Origin of the sequence: Victivallis lenta, from assembly GCF_009695545.1 — a bacterium.
Taxonomy (GTDB): domain Bacteria; phylum Verrucomicrobiota; class Lentisphaeria; order Victivallales; family Victivallaceae; genus Victivallis; species Victivallis lenta.
In genome coordinates this window covers 1-17368 of the sequence record NZ_VUNS01000047.1, presented here as the reverse complement: position 1 = coordinate 17368, position 17368 = coordinate 1, and the positions used below count along the sequence as shown (strand labels likewise).

General features: G+C 55.0%; 20 protein-coding genes. 14 read left to right on the top strand and 6 right to left on the bottom strand.

Annotation, left to right across the window (positions count from 1 at the left end; translation table 11 throughout):
• Positions 1–58: 58 nt before the first annotated feature.
• The 6 genes from FYJ85_RS22105 to FYJ85_RS23430 form a co-directional block, all read right to left on the bottom strand.
• A complete protein-coding gene (locus FYJ85_RS22105; protein ID WP_154420862.1) occupies positions 59–409 on the bottom strand; it encodes a hypothetical protein in 351 nt (116 codons plus the stop codon).
• A complete protein-coding gene (locus tag FYJ85_RS22100) occupies positions 409–933 on the bottom strand; it encodes a DUF2190 family protein (RefSeq protein WP_154420861.1) in 525 nt (174 codons plus the stop codon). The genes FYJ85_RS22105 and FYJ85_RS22100 overlap by 1 nt, the downstream gene beginning before the upstream one ends.
• 41 nt (positions 934–974) lie before the next feature.
• The gene (locus tag FYJ85_RS22095; protein ID WP_154420860.1) at positions 975–3062 is read right to left on the bottom strand and encodes a phage major capsid protein; all 2088 of its coding nucleotides are present in this window, start codon (positions 3060–3062) and stop codon (positions 975–977) included.
• The gene (locus FYJ85_RS22090; protein WP_154420859.1) at positions 3059–4489 is read right to left on the bottom strand and encodes a phage portal protein; all 1431 of its coding nucleotides are present in this window, start codon (positions 4487–4489) and stop codon (positions 3059–3061) included. The genes FYJ85_RS22095 and FYJ85_RS22090 overlap by 4 nt, the downstream gene beginning before the upstream one ends.
• A 10-nt stretch (positions 4490–4499) precedes the next feature.
• The gene (locus FYJ85_RS22085) at positions 4500–4700 is read right to left on the bottom strand and encodes a hypothetical protein (RefSeq protein WP_154420858.1); all 201 of its coding nucleotides are present in this window, start codon (positions 4698–4700) and stop codon (positions 4500–4502) included.
• Between the two features lie 268 nt (positions 4701–4968).
• A complete protein-coding gene (locus FYJ85_RS23430) occupies positions 4969–6687 on the bottom strand; it encodes a DNA cytosine methyltransferase (protein WP_206213403.1) in 1719 nt (572 codons plus the stop codon).
• 250 nt (positions 6688–6937) lie between these two features.
• On the opposite strand from FYJ85_RS23430, the gene lexA reads away from it, so the two are divergent.
• From lexA to FYJ85_RS22010, 14 genes are all read left to right on the top strand, one after another.
• Positions 6938–7600: a transcriptional repressor LexA gene (gene lexA / locus FYJ85_RS22075; RefSeq protein ID WP_154420857.1), complete on the top strand. Its 663-nt coding sequence runs from the start codon at positions 6938–6940 to the stop codon at positions 7598–7600.
• The gene (locus FYJ85_RS22070) at positions 7587–8807 is read left to right on the top strand and encodes a hypothetical protein (protein WP_154420856.1); all 1221 of its coding nucleotides are present in this window, start codon (positions 7587–7589) and stop codon (positions 8805–8807) included. Before lexA ends, FYJ85_RS22070 begins: the two co-directional genes overlap by 14 nt.
• Positions 8761–9837 (top strand): hypothetical protein, encoded by a 1077-nt coding sequence (locus tag FYJ85_RS22065; protein ID WP_154420855.1) that lies wholly within the window; start codon positions 8761–8763, stop codon positions 9835–9837. The genes FYJ85_RS22070 and FYJ85_RS22065 overlap by 47 nt, the downstream gene beginning before the upstream one ends.
• Positions 9838–10181: 344 nt before the next feature.
• Positions 10182–10775 (top strand): sigma-70 family RNA polymerase sigma factor, encoded by a 594-nt coding sequence (locus FYJ85_RS22060; RefSeq protein ID WP_206213402.1) that lies wholly within the window; start codon positions 10182–10184, stop codon positions 10773–10775.
• A gap of 91 nt (positions 10776–10866) precedes the next feature.
• Complete coding sequence (locus tag FYJ85_RS22055; protein WP_154420853.1) at positions 10867–11670, top strand: PD-(D/E)XK nuclease-like domain-containing protein; 804 nt, start codon at positions 10867–10869, stop codon at positions 11668–11670.
• Between the two features lie 31 nt (positions 11671–11701).
• On the top strand, positions 11702–12121 hold the full coding sequence (locus FYJ85_RS22050) for a ParB N-terminal domain-containing protein (protein ID WP_154420852.1): 420 nt from the start codon (positions 11702–11704) through the stop codon (positions 12119–12121).
• A complete protein-coding gene (locus tag FYJ85_RS22045; RefSeq protein WP_154420851.1) occupies positions 12118–12939 on the top strand; it encodes a ParB N-terminal domain-containing protein in 822 nt (273 codons plus the stop codon). The genes FYJ85_RS22050 and FYJ85_RS22045 overlap by 4 nt, the downstream gene beginning before the upstream one ends.
• A 16-nt stretch (positions 12940–12955) precedes the next feature.
• Positions 12956–13798, top strand: a complete 843-nt coding sequence (locus tag FYJ85_RS22040) for a hypothetical protein (protein WP_154420850.1) — start codon at positions 12956–12958, stop codon at positions 13796–13798.
• Between the two features lie 20 nt (positions 13799–13818).
• Positions 13819–14595, top strand: a complete 777-nt coding sequence (locus FYJ85_RS22035; RefSeq protein ID WP_154420849.1) for an ATP-binding protein — start codon at positions 13819–13821, stop codon at positions 14593–14595.
• Entirely contained in the window at positions 14555–14758 is a 204-nt protein-coding gene (nrdD, locus tag FYJ85_RS23425) for an anaerobic ribonucleoside-triphosphate reductase (RefSeq protein ID WP_476756249.1), read from the top strand. Before FYJ85_RS22035 ends, nrdD begins: the two co-directional genes overlap by 41 nt.
• Before the next feature lie 198 nt (positions 14759–14956).
• Positions 14957–15433, top strand: coding sequence for a DUF669 domain-containing protein (locus FYJ85_RS22025; RefSeq protein ID WP_154420847.1), 477 nt, complete (start codon positions 14957–14959; stop codon positions 15431–15433).
• Complete coding sequence (locus FYJ85_RS22020; RefSeq protein ID WP_206213401.1) at positions 15430–15831, top strand: RusA family crossover junction endodeoxyribonuclease; 402 nt, start codon at positions 15430–15432, stop codon at positions 15829–15831. The genes FYJ85_RS22025 and FYJ85_RS22020 overlap by 4 nt, the downstream gene beginning before the upstream one ends.
• Positions 15828–16001 (top strand): hypothetical protein, encoded by a 174-nt coding sequence (locus tag FYJ85_RS22015; protein ID WP_206213400.1) that lies wholly within the window; start codon positions 15828–15830, stop codon positions 15999–16001. The genes FYJ85_RS22020 and FYJ85_RS22015 overlap by 4 nt, the downstream gene beginning before the upstream one ends.
• Position 16002: 1 nt before the next feature.
• Positions 16003–17368 (top strand): DEAD/DEAH box helicase (locus FYJ85_RS22010; protein WP_154420844.1); only part of this gene is annotated, 1366 nt, incomplete at its 3' end.

Genomic DNA, 17368 nt, shown 5'->3' with positions numbered 1-17368 from the left:
TCCAGCCGCGCCTGATTGAGTTCATGCCACAAGTCGCGATGATCCGGGGTATCAGGCATCATGCACCTCCGATTTCCTTTGTGTGAATTCTCCGCAGGATCCGCCCGGTTCCGGACCAGCGCCAGACCGGCTCGCCGTTCGGCGCAAGAACTTCATAGCGGAGTCCGGCATGGAGAATCACATCTCCGCGCTCCGGATCATCCGGCAGATCCTCCACCGCGATCAGAAAATCGCGCGTCTCCGTCCGGATGGTCACGCCATATTCATTTTCCGCACGGAACAGCGTCCGCCCCAGCGTCGCCGGGATGTTCAACGTTTCGCCATCCCGGCGCTGGTAGACAATCGGAACGGAGAGCTCCCGGATCCGCTGTGATTCCAGCCATTCGGCTGCGTTCTCCAGCAGTCCCATTATTCACTGGCGATGATGCCGACCGCGCGGAGTGCGGCAAGAATCGTGTTGGTCTTTTTCGTCAGCGAGGCAATTGCGTGTTTGCAGTCACACCCGCTTTCACAGGCGAGAACGGGAATCGTGTCGGACGGAGTTCCGCCCGAATTGTCGGTCAGATCCGTGATCGGATCGCCTGCGACAAAGGTCGTCGCAAGGCTGTACGGGGCGTTGAGGAGCACACGAACCGTATCGTCGGCCGCCTCCGCCGCCGCAATGGCCTTGCCGAGGTAGTGGTTCGATCCGCTGACCGTGGTCGCCTTCTTCGCTCCCGCGTCCCAGTAGACCGTCGAGCCGGAAGGAATCGCGCCGTCCGCTTTCACAACATCGAACACTCCGACCACTGCAAGACTGCCGAGGGTATTGGCTTCGATATCGAGCCGGGCGATCCCGATCAGATCCGCGATGATGACCACATCCCCTGCGGCAACCGCCTCCGCCGGACGGTAATCAATGGCGTCACCCTTCTGAACATAGCGTGCAAGCATTGTAAAAAATCTCCTTGAATTTGAGGTTGAAGATTAACTGCTTACGCGGCCCCGTTGGCTTTGACCATGCCGCGGTGATCCTGCTCGCGAACGCCAAGATCGAAATACACACGGAACCAGAGACCGAGGGTGTTGAAGTCCGTCTCGCCGCGCTCAACGGTCGGCGTGCGCTTCCCTTTCAGGAAGCCGATCTCCCAGGTATCGACCGTTTTCGGGTCGCCGAAGAGATACCACCCGGTCTGGCTGGATCCCTCGTAGGCGCTGTTGCCGAGATACGGCGAACTGATCACCTGAAGATTTTCATCGGAAAGCACATTCAGCGCCGGACGAACCGCGTTGTCCGTGCCGCTCATGATGAGGGTCGCCCCCTGCGTCAGTTCGATCGCGAGATGCTTGAGCGCAGTCGGAACCAGCAAATATTTCGGTTCCACCGAGATCGGCTGACCGTCGGCATCCACCTGATCCAGGAAGAGCTGGATCGCTTTCTTGAGCGAATCGGAACTCAGCGCCGAACTTGCGCCGGAGAGCAGGTTTTTGTGATTCGTGCTGAACAGCGCCTTGCCGTCCGCCTGCGCCGGATTCGAGAGAAGCCGGCTGAAAAACAGCTGATCGATCAGTCGCGCCGCCCGGTTGCCCATCGCCGTCGGCACTTTCATGAATGCGCCCAGATCATCGTTGATGATCATTTTGCGCGTCAGGCAGAACTTTTTCCCGTAGGTGTCGAGCTGATTTTTCGCGCTCTCTTCGATCAGTCCGCCGTCCTTGATCTCGCCGTCGGCGGCAATCGGAAGCAGGTCGCCCACATCCGTCAGGCGGAAGCGGTCGTTCTCCTTGAAGTCGTTGAGGTCGCCCGTGGAACACAGCTTCATGGCGATGATCGGCTGGGCCTCGTAGCTCTGCAGGAGTTTCTTGTTCGCCACGTTGCTCAGAATCCCCGGAAGCGAAACACTCGAGAACGCCGCACGGATCGTTTCATTGTCGAAGCCGCGGCTGTACGGAATGCCGTCGAGTTTCATACATTCGATCAGGAGCTGCTTCAGCGGCATGTCCATTTCGGTCATTCCGGCTTCCACCGTTTTGGCCCCATAGGATTTCTCCAGCTGGTCGGCGCTCACTCCGACCCGGAGACACATTGCCGCTTCGATGGTCTTGCGCAACTCTCCGCCTTCCGGGGCGGTCTTCACGCTGATATTGACATTGGCGGCGGGACGTTCGGCCCGGATCGTTTCGAGCACCTTCTTCGTCACCACCTCCGGCGTCCAGCCTCCGGCAATCGCCTCCCGTTCAATTTCCGGGAATTCACCGTCGCAGATCGCCTGAATCGCACTGATGCGTTCACGCTCGGCTTTGACGGCGTTCTGAGCCGCTTCACGGGCGGTCGCCGCCACATCCCCGGCGGAGGCCTGAATCGAGGGCGGTGTCGCTTCCGCGGCCGCCTGTCCGGGCTTCTTTTCCGCGTTATCGGGTTTCTTTTCCGGTTCGCCGGGCTTGTTCGCCGGTTCGCCGGGCTTGTTTGCCGGATTGCCGGGCTTCTGTTCCGGTTCCGGCTTTTTCTCCGGAGGTACAGCGTCATTCGGGGCGCTCACGGCGGAAACACTCTTCGTTTCGGACTTGTTGTTCATAGCTTCTCCTTCCTGGTTGACAAGGTTGAATTTCGCATTCACTTTCATATTGGTGTGAGCATCCGCGCCCACGGCAACAACGGAAACCTCCCGCAGCGTCGATTTTTTGATGTGGTAGAACGGGCCTTCGACTTCCTGACCATTCACCTCGCGGCTGCCTTTGACCAGCTCGCACTCTTTCACATCCGCACCGATGCTCAGCTGCCAGTCCGCTCCGGCCTTGCCCTGCGCGATGATATCGGCCGCATCCTTGCTGTCGGAGACAATCTCCCCGGTGATTTCCAGAACATTGTTCCGAACTGCGGCCGAAATGAGTCCGATCCGGCTGTCCGTCTTGTTCTCGTGATTGGTCAAAAGCGGGACGCTTTCGGGGATCTCCATTCCGGCAAGATCGACCACAACAGGATGTCGCCACCCCGGCAGATTCATTTTCCCGCCGGAGTAGGCAACTCCGACCACTTTCGGTTTCGCGCCGTTTGACGCTTCTATCAGGGTGAATTCACTCATATATCCTCTCTGGGTTCTGAACCGTCATCCGGTTCGGTTTGCTGTTCCGGGGATTTCGGGGATCCCGGGGACTCGGAACTGATCGGGATTCCAAGCTCCTTCATCAGTTTGATCTCTTTTGCCCGCTGCCGCAGAACGGACAAGTAATCCCGTCCGTCCTTGGCACACTCTGCCGCAAGAGTTGTTGTGTTGTTCGTCAGCCGGGTTTCCTGGGCGGTGGCTTCCTTCGACGGATCGACATGCGGGAAACCGTCCCAGAACCATGTGTGCCGCTCGTCCACCACTCGTCCGTCCGCTGTCAGGCGGTATTCCCGGAACCACACCTCAAAAATCCGGTTCAGAACCTCCGTTTCCCAGAACGACCGATCGACAAGAATGCTTTTATGGTAAATCTGGTTGTCCAGTCTGCCGCTGGCGTAGTTGTGCCCGGAAAAATCTCCCGCCAGCGTGCCATAGGTCGTCACCACACAGCGGGCGATTTCGCTCAGAATGATCTTCACGAACTCCGCATGGTTCGCCGCCGGCTGTTTGGGATCAAGCTGTCCCATTTTCCACCCGGCCGGAACCGTCAGCATCATGTTCCGTTCCAGCGGAATGGCATCCATGGGCTCGACTTCATCCGATTCGCCGTTCGGCGGAGCGTCCGTGTAGAGAATCGCCGCAAAATCCGCCGCGGCCTCCGCCGCTGAAAGCACAGCAAGATTGTATCTGCGAAGTTGAGCAAACAGCGGCAGCGCGGGCGTGATCTCGGGAACTCCTCGATGCAATCCCGGCCGATCCTGACGGAAAATGTGAATCATGTATTCTGCCGGAATGTGGATCGCATCGTCGCCCGGCATATACCGGATGTCGCCGGGATGGTACTTCAAAACCCGGTAGTCCGTCGGATTTCCCCAGCGGTCATACGAGATTCCGTCGACACTGGTATCATCTTCAAACCAGCGCAGTTCACCGGAAACACGATCCGCCTCGATCAACTGCAGGTCCAGTTTCACACCGTGGCGGATTTTGGGATTCGTTGCCAGCACGGCAAACGCTTCGCCATCCTGACAGCGGGCCATTCGCATCGTCCGGAGTTTCGGAGCAAGACGAACGGCATCCGACCAGCGCATGAATGCCGTTTCCACAGCATCGTTGAACGTTTCGTCGGCGGATAGCATCTGCAGTCTCGGACCCGTACCGATGGTGTCGTTTGCGAGCATCTGCACCAGTCCTCTGGCGTAGGAATTGTTGGCGACTTCGTAGCGCGAGCGCATCCGCAGCGTCCGGCGGACTTCCGGCGCGGCCTCCATGTCCGCCGACAGATGATCCGCCGCCGACCAGTGACGCCAGTTGTCCCGTGTCGTCTGCGCCGCATCAAACCGGGCGCGTACAAGCGGCTTCGGAGGGGTTCTGCTCCGAAAAATAGATTTGAGTCTGTTGAACATCGATAGATCCTCACGCCCCTGAATGGCACAATTTGGTTATCTTCAGGCCGGAAGTCCGGGATTTTACCGCCTTTTTCAACGCGAGATATTCATCTGCCGCAATCTGATCGGCAAGGGAATGCTGTTCGACCTTCTGTCCGTCCACTTCAGCAGACTTCGGCCCCGAGGCATTCCGCCGGATCGCCTCTTCCAGTGTTGTCTCTTCTGGCATAGATTATTCCTGTAAAACGAAGTTTGATGTATTATTCGTCCGGAATTAGCGCCATTCGGCGCTAATTTAACATTTGGGTTCATACTTCCCGCGATGGGATTCACATTCACCGATGATGAACTCCGCATAATGATCGCATTTGTTGAGAAGTGCGCGCTCGATTGCCGCAAACGATTTCCGCATTCTGCGGATCTTTTTCTTCAGTTTGCGATATCGGTCAGCCAACTCGGCATATTGCGCCGAACACTCCAGACATTCCATATCAGCTTCACTCATTGATTTCCTCCGTTTTTATGTGATTTGAAGACTCATTTGAGGCTTCGGTTATTTCTCTGACCGGAAATTCGCCACGTTCGTGGCTGATTTTCTCTTCCACCTTCTGAATCCGTTCTCCGAGCCACATCATACAGTTTACTGCCATGGAGTTTCCGCAGGCTTTGTATCTGGGCGCATCAGGACATTCCTCCTCGGATTTACCATTCCAGGGAATTCGCGTGTGATTGTCGGGGAAACCCATCAAGCGCTCGCATTCAAGGGGAAGCAGTTTGCGAACTGTCGGTTTTCCGGATGGCATATAGGCGACTCCATGCACATCTCCGGCAGTCTGCGTATACATCACACCTTCTTCAGAAACCCCCATACCCGATCCCCCGGAACGTTCACCGGGCTTCATTTTGTCTCCATCAAGTGCGATTGGTTCGACAATTACCGTTTCCGCGCCGGGACCGCCTGCCGTAACTGTTTTTCCCGCTTTTGCCTCCGTCACATAAAGACCGCCGTTCGGACGATCTTTCCTTCTGCCGTTCGCATCGCAGAAGGAAACGTGAAAACATTCTTCACGAGCTACCGCGGGAGTCACTTCCGTGCGCATCGTAGGGAAAACTTCGTCCCAAAATCCCTGCAGATCACCTCCCGCATCGTTTTTAATGAAGCCGATGGCTGTTTCCGGTTCCCGTGGAACTTCCTGCAGGAGCGGAAGATTGTTCCCGCCTGTACCCATGCGGGCAACAATGGACTGAGAAACCTCAACTGATTTTATACGGGAATCGGGAGCATGGTTTTCATAGCAAAGAAAATCCGTTCCGGCCTGTTCAATCACACATTGGAGACGCCCCTTGTCCGGCATGAACTGCTGATCGCTCGTCCGCGTCAGTGTGCCCGCCTTCTGGGAACCGTCCCACCAGTCTGTCGAAGCAGAGCCTCCTTCAGAACCGGCGGAAGCGTTTTGCCTCTTCGTGCGGCGCGGCGGAGTATCCCCTCCGCACATTTCACCGTCAAATAGTACCTTTGCGGGATATTTCCACTGACCAGTATATCCGACAAGGAAGAGACGCTTCCGGCGCTGCGGGATTGCCCTCGGAAATTGTTCCACTCGGGTAAATTGAGAGTCAAGTACTCTCCATGCCACTCCGAATCCTCCCGGAGCCGGAGTGACGATTCCGCATTTTCTCCATCCGCTTTCAGGGACCGGGACATTCCATCCACAGAGCAGGGAAACAAATCGTCCGAAATCCTCACCTCGGCGGCTGGAAAGAGCAGCGGGGACATTTTCCCACAGCACCCAGCGCGTTCCAGTTTCAAAGCAAAGTCGTACAAAGTCGAGAGCGAGGACGCTGCGCTTACCGCCAAATCCCAGCCGTTTTCCGGCAATGGAGAGGTCCTGGCAAGGCGTCCCCCCGACGAGCAGCTCGATTTGTCCGTCATAATCATCCTTCTTTATTAGGGTAAAATCTCCGAGGTTCGGAATCGTGCCGCCATCCGGCATTTCCGCTATCAGGGACTGCCAGGAAAGGCGCTGTTTCCGGTCTTTTTCATCCGATGCGGCGTCCGGATCAAGCGGTCGGAGCGGTTTCATCGCGCCGAGCCGCTGCATCAGCACCGCGGCGGGGAACGGCTCCACCTCCGAGAAGAAGGCCGGAGTCCAGCCCAGATGCCGCCAGGCGAGGCTCGCCGCCTCAACTCCGCTGCAAATACTGCCGTATCTCATGTTCGTCCTTTCGTTGTTGAATCAATGTGTCTCTATCGGGGTTACTGCCACCCAGGGGTCCATTTTGGCCCTTGTTTTTGAAAAAAAATCAAAAATTTTTTAACGCAAGGTCAGAATCAGGCATTTAGAGACCGACATCGAAAAACCGGTTGAGGGATAGTTCCATTTTTCGCCATCGAATACGATTTGAAATAATCGCTGGACAGTGTATATTATGCTTCAAACAGGTTAGTATGAAAAGGAGTCCGCTATGGGACAGGGAAGACATAAGGAAGAGAATATCACGAGGCGGCAGGCGGAAGTGATGCAGGAGATCTGTCGGTTTTTCTCGATATACCGGAAAATGCCGACGATGCAGCAGGTGGCCGATGCTTTCGGAATCGCCACGCCGACCATCTACGATATTTTTCAGGAGCTGGTTCGCAAGGGATACCTGAAACGCATTGAAAAGGGAGCCCTCAAGCCCTATGTGATCAAAAAAACCGTTGAGCCGGAAGCTCTTGTCACGATTCAGATCCCTCTTCTCGGCGAAATCCCCGGAGGTGTGCCTGTGGAGGAGTTCGAAGATCGGAGCGGCGAAGAGACCGTTGCCGTGGATAAAGCCCTCACCAACAACGGGGATGTGTTTGCACTGCGCGTGAAGGGCGACAGTATGATCGGCGCTGGCATCAAAACCGGCGACATCGTCATCATCCGTCACCAGCCTATTGCCGCTGACGGGGACATCGTGGCGGCGTCCGTCAACAATGAAGTGACGCTGAAGCGGCTCGTGAACCGTCCCGACCGCATCGCGCTGGAAGCGGAGAATCCGGAATTCAAACCCATTGAGCTTACTCGTTACGACTCCTTCCGGGTTATCGGCAAAATGGTGGGTATCATCAAACAGGAGGCAGATAACAATGGCGGGGAGTAATTTACGAAAATTCAAGAACCCGGAAGTTCTACGAAAATTCTCGTTCCAGCGTCTACTGGAAATGGTGGGACGCTACAAGGGCTATTTCGACCGGATGCAGTTCCAGATCGAAGGCGCGACCGAGGAGACCTTCGATTATGACAGGCTTGCGGAAATCCTTTCGAATCAGATGTTCGTCGGTGAATACGAGGAACTTTTTAACGGCTTCGCACTTGTCGGAGCCACCAGCATGGAATGCTTCAACGACATCCTGCGGACTTTTATTTCGAGAAGCAGTTATGCCGGTGAACTGACGGACACCATGTCCACGGCGGATATGGCTCTGCTGGTGTATCTCCATGACCCCGAAGAACTCAGCGTTCTTGAAACGGACTATGCCGCACTGAAAAAGAAGTCCTTTGCGATGCGGGCGACGCGGCGGGACATCCGCAATCTGGTCATCACTCCGGCGCAGATCCGCGACTTCGAAGAGGGAATGAATCTGATTTTCCAGTCGAAGAACTACGGAAACACGGCCCGTGTGACCCTGACGGAGAACGACAGCCGCGAACTCGTGCTGCTTGTCCGGCATGGCGACTCCTACCGTCGGCAGGGCATCGTCATGAACGGCAGGAAATCTAAGACCATCGGTTTTCAGCCGGAAAGTTACAACACTTTGAGCATCAATAGAGATACCGGGGAATTGCGGTTGGGCATCCCCACCAGTCCCAAGTGGATGGAGGATGCCTACTGCAGGCAGCTCGGCAAGAGCCTCTTCAATGATTACGATGCCTTTTCCGCTCCGCGCATCAACGATCTGGACAAGATCAGGGAACTCGGTCGGAACATCCTCGTCTATCACGGGGCGGCGGAGGTGAAGAGCATCTCCCTGCTGTCGATCAAGGCGTTCCTCAGCGGCGACAGTGGCATGTGTGCAATCCTTGAGGCGGACAACGGGGATCTGTTCCGGGACATGGAACGGCATCATTTCAAGTTGTCGAGCATGGGTCGGATCATCCGGGCGAAGTTTCTGGTGAAAATCGGGCGGTCGGAGCGGACGATTATCCTTGACGCATCCAACCGGTCGGGATATGATTACGATGATTTCGGCATGGTGGTGGACGAGTGGCTGCGACAGGTCGGCGTCATCCACACTTTAATGCAGAATGACGAGGCCATTCATGTGGAACTCCTTGCTGACGAATGCAAGATCGCTGCCGCTGTTTGACTGGAAAGTCCTGCTTCCCGGCATCAACATCGGGCAGTTCAGGGCAAAGTATCTGAACCCGGCTCCGGGAGAGGCTTTGCGTCTGCTCTGCCCGGATGCCGCCGACTGTCCGGAGGAGTGCCACTACCGGAAAGTCCGTGAACTGAGTTCCGGACTGATGGCATGCTGTCCCCTAGACATCACCCGGCCCAGAATTCCGGTCACGCCGGAAGACATCGGTATTTTCCGTTTGAATTACGCCCGTGTCCACAAGGAGATAGCCGATGTCCTTGGCATCGAGTTTTCCAGTGTGGATCTGGACGACGCCTTTTTCTGGGAACTTGGCTGTCTGAAGACCGGAACGGGAAGCCGGATGCCGGTCTATATTTCCTATTATATAAATACAATGGTCTTCGAACACCGGCTGGAGAACCTGCTCAAGGAAGACCGGACTTTCATCCTTCTTGTCGGCAGACTTGCGGATGTCCCAAAGGCGATGCTCGCCGCGCTGCGGCAGAAGAAGTGTGTCTGCCTGGGGCTGGATGACTGCGTATCCATTGCCCCGGACGGCAGTTTTGCCGCGGACGGCGAAACAGTGAATCTGCTGAACGGCATACGCTCCGCCAGACAGCAGACGGCGCTGACGGAATACCAGTGCGCACCCGACACCAAGTGGGCGGATGTTCACATCCGAAAAAAGGACGGAGACAATGTTTCCATCTGGGTCAAGGGGGAGGCTCCGATCCAGATCAATTATATGCAGCTCGGCATGTGCAATCAGAAAAAAGGATGCCGCACCGAGGCGTTTACCGCATTGCTCGCTCTGCTGTCCATGCCGGGCAAGGTTCTTCCGCTCCCGGCCAGAGACACGCGCGAATATGATTTCTGGAAACACCGGAAATATGAAATCTGCGCCGCACTGAGAAAATTCTTCCCGAACATCAACGACGGTGACCCCATTGAATTCGTGAAAAACGAAGGCTATCAGGTGCGCTTCGTCAACCGGGACGATGCCAGCGGCTCTTCCAACTACCATCCCTCCCGAACCTGATCCAATCCCATAGCGGATTCCACGGCACTCTGTCAATCACGGCAGGGTGCTTTTTTTGCCCTTTCCCCCAGATTTTCGGTGCAAAGTCCGGTGCAAAAACCACGGGTCCGGTGCATTGCACCGGGTTTTGCACCGGCTTTTCAGCCTTTTTTTGAGATTTTTTCGATAATTTAACTCTTTCATTATCAACAATAATGTGATTTTGCACCCGGTGCAATACCCATTTCTGCACCGGAGCCGGTGCAATTGCACCATTGGGGAGCGGAAGGCAAAAACGAAAAACAATGCCGGACGCTTCAGTCCTCCGCCTTCCGCTCTGGAGCGGCCGGGGAGGAGAGCAAAAAATGGCTCACATTATCACCGACGCGGAAGCGCAGACACTCACCCGAATCGCAAAATCACTCATCGGTCCTCTCGTCAGTCAGGGACTGATACAGAAACGAAACATGGATGATGCCGTTCAGGATTTGCTTCTACTTGCAATTCGTGCGGCAGAGACCTTTTCCGATGAAGGAGCAGCGGATTTTGTCACGTATGCACACCATGTCATGCAGTTCGGCTGTTATCGTGTGGTCAGGAAAAACAATAGCGCATCGACAAAGATGATCTCCAACGCAGTCTCAATCGAGGAAATCAGCGAGCTGGAGGACACGGACGATGCCCCGGACTATGGGAAAATCGGGATGCAGGTCCGGATGCCGGAGGGCGTGACAACAGGGGAAAAAAAGCGGCAGGATCAAATTCTTCTCATCCGCGAAGTGATCGCCAGCCTTTCCCCCGAGTCGCAGAAAATCTGCCGACTCCTGAGTGCCGAATGCTCCGTCTCGGAAATTGCCAGAAGAACGGCTCTCACCCGGAAGATTGTCCGGCTCAGAATCGAGTCCATCAAAACCGCCTTGCTTGAGGCAGGAGTCGTCATCCGCGGGAAAAATAATTGAAAAATTTTTCAAAAAGAAGGGCCAATTTGACACCCTGCCTGGCAGTAACCCCGATAGAGAACAACGCATCCACAACAAGGGAACAGCACTCATGAACACCAACTTCATCATCCATGAACCGGCGGACGAATATCACGCCCGCAGTCGCAGCGGAGAATTTATGTCGAGCCACCTCCTGGCCGACTTCCGGGAATCCCCGGCTCTCTACCGCAGGAAAGTTTCCGGGGAAATCACGGAAAGCGAATCCTCCGCATTCGTCATGGGACGTGCGGCGCACTGCCTGATTCTGGAGGGACGGAACGCCTTTGACCGCGAATATGTTGTGACCGACGGCCCGATCAATCCCCGGACCGGCGAATCCTACGGGCGCAGCACCAAGGCGTTTGCGGAATGGGCGGCGACTCAGGAGCGCGAAATCATTTCCGGAAAGGACTTCAGCTTTCTCCTGAAACTGCAGCGCGGCGTCTGGCTGCACCCGCTCGCGTCGAAACTGCTGGCGGACGGGATCGCGGAAGGTGTGGTTCGGGCAGAGTATTGTTCCGTTCCCTGCCAGATCCGGATGGATTGGTTCGGCATGAAGTCCGGACTTGTTGATCTGAAAACCTGCGACAGTCTCCGCTGGTTCGAGTCGGACTGCCGTCGCTATGGCTATATTCATCAGCTGGCGTTTTACCGGGCGATTCTCCGGATTGTGACCGGCAAAAACTTCCCCGTCCACATCATTGCGGTGGAAAAAAATGAACCGTTTTCCGCCGGGGTCTGGAAACTGACGGATGAACTGCTGGATCTGGCGGAACTTTCCAACAAAAGCGCCCTGGAGCGCTTCCGGGCCTGCTGCATCTCCGGAGTTTGGCCGACCGGATATGAAGATCTCCGTATCATTGACACACTTTGAGTTCAAAAAATAATAGAAAGGAAAAGTCCAGATGATTGAGTTCAAAAGCATCGCTCCATCCGCCCTCAGAACCTCGGAACCGTTCAAAACGCTGATGCCGTTTGACATGCGCGTGGTTGAACTTCTTGCCAAGTCCATGAAGAAAGATGGATTTGATTACTGTACCCCGATTGTTGTCTGGAAAGGACATAACAACACAGTAATTGATGGGCATTTGCGTCTTGCGGCGGCTCTGACAGCGGGAATCCCGCAGGTTTGGATCTATGAAAAAGAATTCGATTCCGAGAACGACGCAATTGAGTATGCGATTCATACCAATACCGCACGGGACTCACTTTCCGAACAGGAAATTGAAGATCAATACACTGTTCTTCAATATAAACGGCTTGCCGAAAGTACAAGCCGTCTCGGCAGAAAACTCCGGATTACCACAATGGAGGTGTCGCTGTGAATGCAAGTCAGGAACAACTCCCGCCCGAAATGCTTCTGACGCAGGCTCCGTTCAATAGCATTTTTCCAATCCAGACGCCGGTTCTCCAGCGTATTGTGGACAGAATGAAAAAAATCGGATTCGATCCTGCCCATCCGATTCTTGTCTGGAAGCGCGGCTCCGATGCAGTGGTCATTGACGGCCATACCAGACTTCAGGCGGCATTGTCTCTGGGGATTCGGGATATCCCGGTCATTTTTCGGGAGTTTGACAACCCGGGGGACGCCCTTGACTATGCGGTCAGCCAGCAGGTTGAACGGAGGAATATGACTCCGGCTGATATGCTCAGATATATTGAGGCCGCAGACAAACTTCTGGAACGCGGACGGAAAAAATTAGCGCCAAACGGCGCTAATTCCGAAGATCATCCTGTTCAGCACGGAAAAAGCGCGGCAAAACTGGCTGAAGTTCTCAATGTATCATTGCGGAAAGCCGAGAGGCTTCGCAAGGTTGCAAGAGAAGGTTCCGATGAAACCAAAAAGGCTCTTTGCAACGGCGATATATCTGTCAACAAGGCCTACAACGACACGGTGATCCGCTCTGCTTCAAGAAAAAACACTGTGCAGGAGGAGAGCGCGATTTCTCCGGAGGAGCAGCTTCGACTCGCTATGAAATTCCGTATGAAGAACATTCCGGAAAACATCATTGCCGCATTGAAAAAAGAGATTAAAAACGAAAAGGAACAGTATCCCGATCTCCATTACTCGGAAAAACAGATCGCGCTCATGAAGGACGTGATTCTGAACAGTCTTGACACAATTTTGAATCAGCTCGCATAAGGAAAGGAGCCCAATCATGTATACGGTTACCACAGCAAAGGAATTCGACCACCTTGTTCTTACTCACTACAGCAGAATGTTTCAGTTGGACTGCACTCCGGATATTGCCAGACATATCCTGGAACTGTACAATGAGGGAAATCGCAACATCCGTCCCAAAAATGTGGAACGTCTCGCTCGTCTGATGCGAGGTGGTCACTGGAAGTGCAAACGCGGTACCATGCCGCTGAAATTCGATAAAAACGGACGGCTTTTCGGAGGACAGCATCGTTTGGAAGCTGTCATTGTTGCGGACATGACCGTTACGTTTTTCGTCATGCTTGATCTTGATGTGGATTTGCGGGATATCGAGGATGACGTTTCGCCCCATCAAAATCAGGATAACGATCCCAACCTGAAAAAAGACGTCACGGCAATTTGCCGCGCACTCACCGGGATCAAATTCGGAACGGATGAGGAGAGACGTTTCTATGCCTGCTACAAAGACGCCATTGATGCTGTCAGGGGAATGTTTTCCTCGCAGCCCGGAGTGAAGATCGCAGGCGTTCTGGCCGAATTCGTCAAAGCCTATGAAACGGTACCGATCGGAAAGCTGAAATATATCGCCCGTGTTCTCTGTTCCGGGCTTCCCGAGGGAAGAAAAGGAGATGCCGTTATTATCAAACTGCGTGATCTGCTGATCAAAAAGGATCCGCTGCCCTTTCTCAATGCAAAAGGCTCCATCGAATACTGGCCCAAGGTGCAGAGCATCATCAAAACAGTTGCGGATGATCGCGACCCCCGAACCCTGGTCGATCTGAAACAGCCTATTTATGCCCTTGAAGGCGATGTCCTTAAGATCATCTGCAACAACAATTGAAATCAGGAAGGAAACAGATTATGGGAATGCTTGACAACATTCAAACCGGGCGGGAAAACAAGCCGCCGCGAATCATGATTTACGGTAGCGAAGGGGTGGGGAAGAGCAGCTATGCAGCCGGAGCACCAAATGCGATCTTCATCCAGACCGAGGACGGACTCGGCGAAATCGACTGCCGGAAATTCCCGCTTGCGCATTCGCTTTCCGAGGTGATCGCAGAACTGACCGCGCTTCGGGACGAAGCTCACGAATTCCAGACCGTCGTTGTGGATTCCGTTGACTGGCTCGAGCGCCTCATCTTCGACGAGGTCTGCCGCGAATTCGGTGTCCGTTCCATTGAAAAAGCCGACGGCGGCTACGGCAGGGGATATACCCATGCGCTGACTCACTGGCGCAAGGTCATCAGCCTGCTTCAGGAACTGCGCGACAAGCGCGGAATGATGGTCATTCTGGTCGCCCATGCGAAGGTCGAACGGTTCGAAGATCCGGAAAACGCCGCCTACGACCGCTACACACCGCGTCTTCACAAGCACGCTGCGAGCCTGATCTCGGAATGGGTCGACGCCGTTCTGTTCGCGAACAAGAAGTTCCGGGTGACGAAGGAAAATGCCGGATTCAATGGAGAACGCGCGATCGCCGCTCCCATCGGCGCGGATGGCGGGGAACGCATCATCCGCACGGTGGGAAGTCCCGCCTGCATCGCGAAGAACCGTTACGGCCTGCCGTCGGAAATTCCGCTCTCGTGGCAGGCATTCATTGAGGCATACACAAAAATCGAGGAGAACCATCATGAGTAAGTGCGGAGCCATCTGCGAGGTCTTCAGCCGCGTCTGCGGGTATTTTCGACCCGTGACGAACTGGAATAAGGGCAAACAGGAGGAATTCAAGGAAAGAAAGGTTTTCGAGGTGAAGAAATATGCACGAAAAAATCCGGACGGCAAATCGTCCGCTGGTGTGTGACGTCTGCGGCGGAATGATCCAGGTTGGGGAACCGTTCCGTGCTGTGCGGGATGAGTATTCGCCTGTTGAGTATCATGAGCACATCCAGTGTCCCGGCACTCCGGCTGTCGCGGTAAGCAAACTGCCCCCGGAACCGCCGAAAATCACAGAATTCAATCATCACTGCCATTGCATGGCATAACGCAATAGGAAACACAAATGTCCACAATCAATTTCAACGCGAACGAAGTCGAACCATCGACCGGGTATGATCCGATTCCGGCCGGGAAATACCAGGCTGTCATCACAGAATCGGAAATGAAGCCCACTAGGACGGGAAACGGGCAGTATCTCCAGCTGGAATTCGAGATCATCGAGGGCGAATACAAGAACCGGAAGGTCTGGGCGCGGCTGAATCTGGAAAATGCGAACGCGGACGCGGTCCGGATCGCCCGGGCGGATCTCTCCGCCATCTGCCGAGCGGTGAATGTGCTTCAGCCGCGTGATTCGGTGGAACTGCACAATCTTCCGCTCACAATCACCGTGCGCTGCAAAAAGAATCAGGATGACGAGATCGTCAACGAGATCAAGGGCTACGGTCCGCGAACGTCTCTTTCCGGCGTTGCCGCAGCCAAGCCCGCGACGCCGTCTCCGCAGAGCGGTGCGAACTCCGCGCCTCCATGGGCAAGGAAATGACATTGGAACTGGAACTGCCGTGGCCGCCCAGCGTGAATCATTATTATCGGCATGTCGGTCCGAGGGTGCTGATCTCCCGTGACGGGCGGAAGTTCCGGGAGCGTGTGGTTGCACGTTTCCGGCAGGATCATACACGGGGATTTGCCAGTCCGGTGGAGCTGTTCATTGAACTGTATCCGCCGGACAATCGACGCCGGGATGTGGACAATTCTCTGAAGTGTCTCCTGGACACCTTCACACATGCCGGCCTTTACAATGACGACAGTCAGATCTGCAAGCTGACCGTCATCAAACGCGAACCGATGCCTCCGGACGGAATGGCTTATATAAGGATTTCAGAATGGAAGAACGAAGACAGAACGGCGGACGACGCAGGCAAATCGTCCAGGAATTCGTGAAGAACATCACCGACGATACCCGGCGACTGGTCTGTTTCCTCTATATGAACGGCTACAAAGACGGCGCGATCCGGAGAATCCTGAAGATTGACAGACAACGTCTCGAGCAAATCAAAACACAGCTTGCCTTTGACCTGATCAAGGCGGGCATACGGAATCCGGAGGGCTGAAATGATCGTTCCTCGACCGTATCAGTCCGAGGCGGTTGAGGCTGTTTACGAGCATCTCCGCACAAAAGACAACAACCCGTGCGTTGTATTGCCAACGGGTACTGGAAAAAGTCTGGTCCTCGCTCAGATCGCAAAGGATTCCGTGGAAAAATGGAATGGACGCGTGCTGATCCTTGCTCATGTCAAGGAACTTCTCGAACAGAATGCCGACAAGATCCGCAAGCTCTGCCCGGAATTGAAAATCGGCATTTATTCCGCCGGACTCAAGAGCCGCGACACCGCGGAGCAGGTCATTGTCGCCGGGATTCAAAGCGTGTACAACAAGGCCTGCGAGCTGGATGCCTTTGACCTTGTCATCGTGGATGAAGCACACCTGATCAGCAGCGAAGGGGACGGCATGTACCGAACCTTTCTGTCCGATATGAAGGTCATCAACCCACACGTCCGGGTGATCGGGCTGACGGCAACGCCCTTCCGCCTCAAGGGCGGGCTCATCTGCAAGCCGGAGAACATCCTGAACGAGATCTGCTATGAGACGGGGCTCAAGGAAATGATTCAGCAGGGATATCTTTCGCCGTTGATTTCCCGGGCGGGCCGCGCGGAGGCGAATCTGGCAAACCTGCACATCCGTGGCGGCGAGTTCATCAGCGACGAGGTCGCCGCCGCAATGGACAACGATGCGCTGGTGACATCCGCCTGCAGGGAGATTGTGGAGCTGACCCGGGACCGCAAGTCTGTGCTGATTTTTACCGCTTCAGTGGATCATTGCAAGCATGTTGCGGAAAAAATCCAGGCGTTTTCCGGCAAGGAGTGTGCGATCGTGACCGGTGATACGTCGCCTGCCGAACGTGCTGAAATCATCGCCCGGTTCAAGGGGAAATTCATCCCGGCGGATCTTTTCGGAACACCGAAGCCGCCGCTCAAGTTCTTGGCGAACGTCAACGTTTTGACTTGCGGCTTTGATGCTCCGAACACGGATTGCGTTGTTATGCTCCGCCCGACGAATTCGCCGGGGTTGCTGATTCAGTGCGCCGGACGCGGGACGCGCCTCAGTCCGGAAACCGGAAAAAGTTCGTGCCTTTTTCTGGACTACGGGGGCAACATTCTGCGGCACGGTCCGCTCGATATGATCAAGGTCAAAGAGCCCGGATCCGGGAAAGGCGGTGATGCCCCGGCGAAGAAGTGTCCGCAATGTCTCGCGCTCATCCACGCCGGATACACAGCGTGTCCTGAATGCGGCTATGTGTTTCCGCCGAAGGAAAGCAATGACAAGATGACGCAGACGGCATCGTCCGCCGGTGTGATTTCCGGACAGGTGGATTATACCGATTACGAGGTGCTGGATGTGTATTACTGCGTCCACGAAA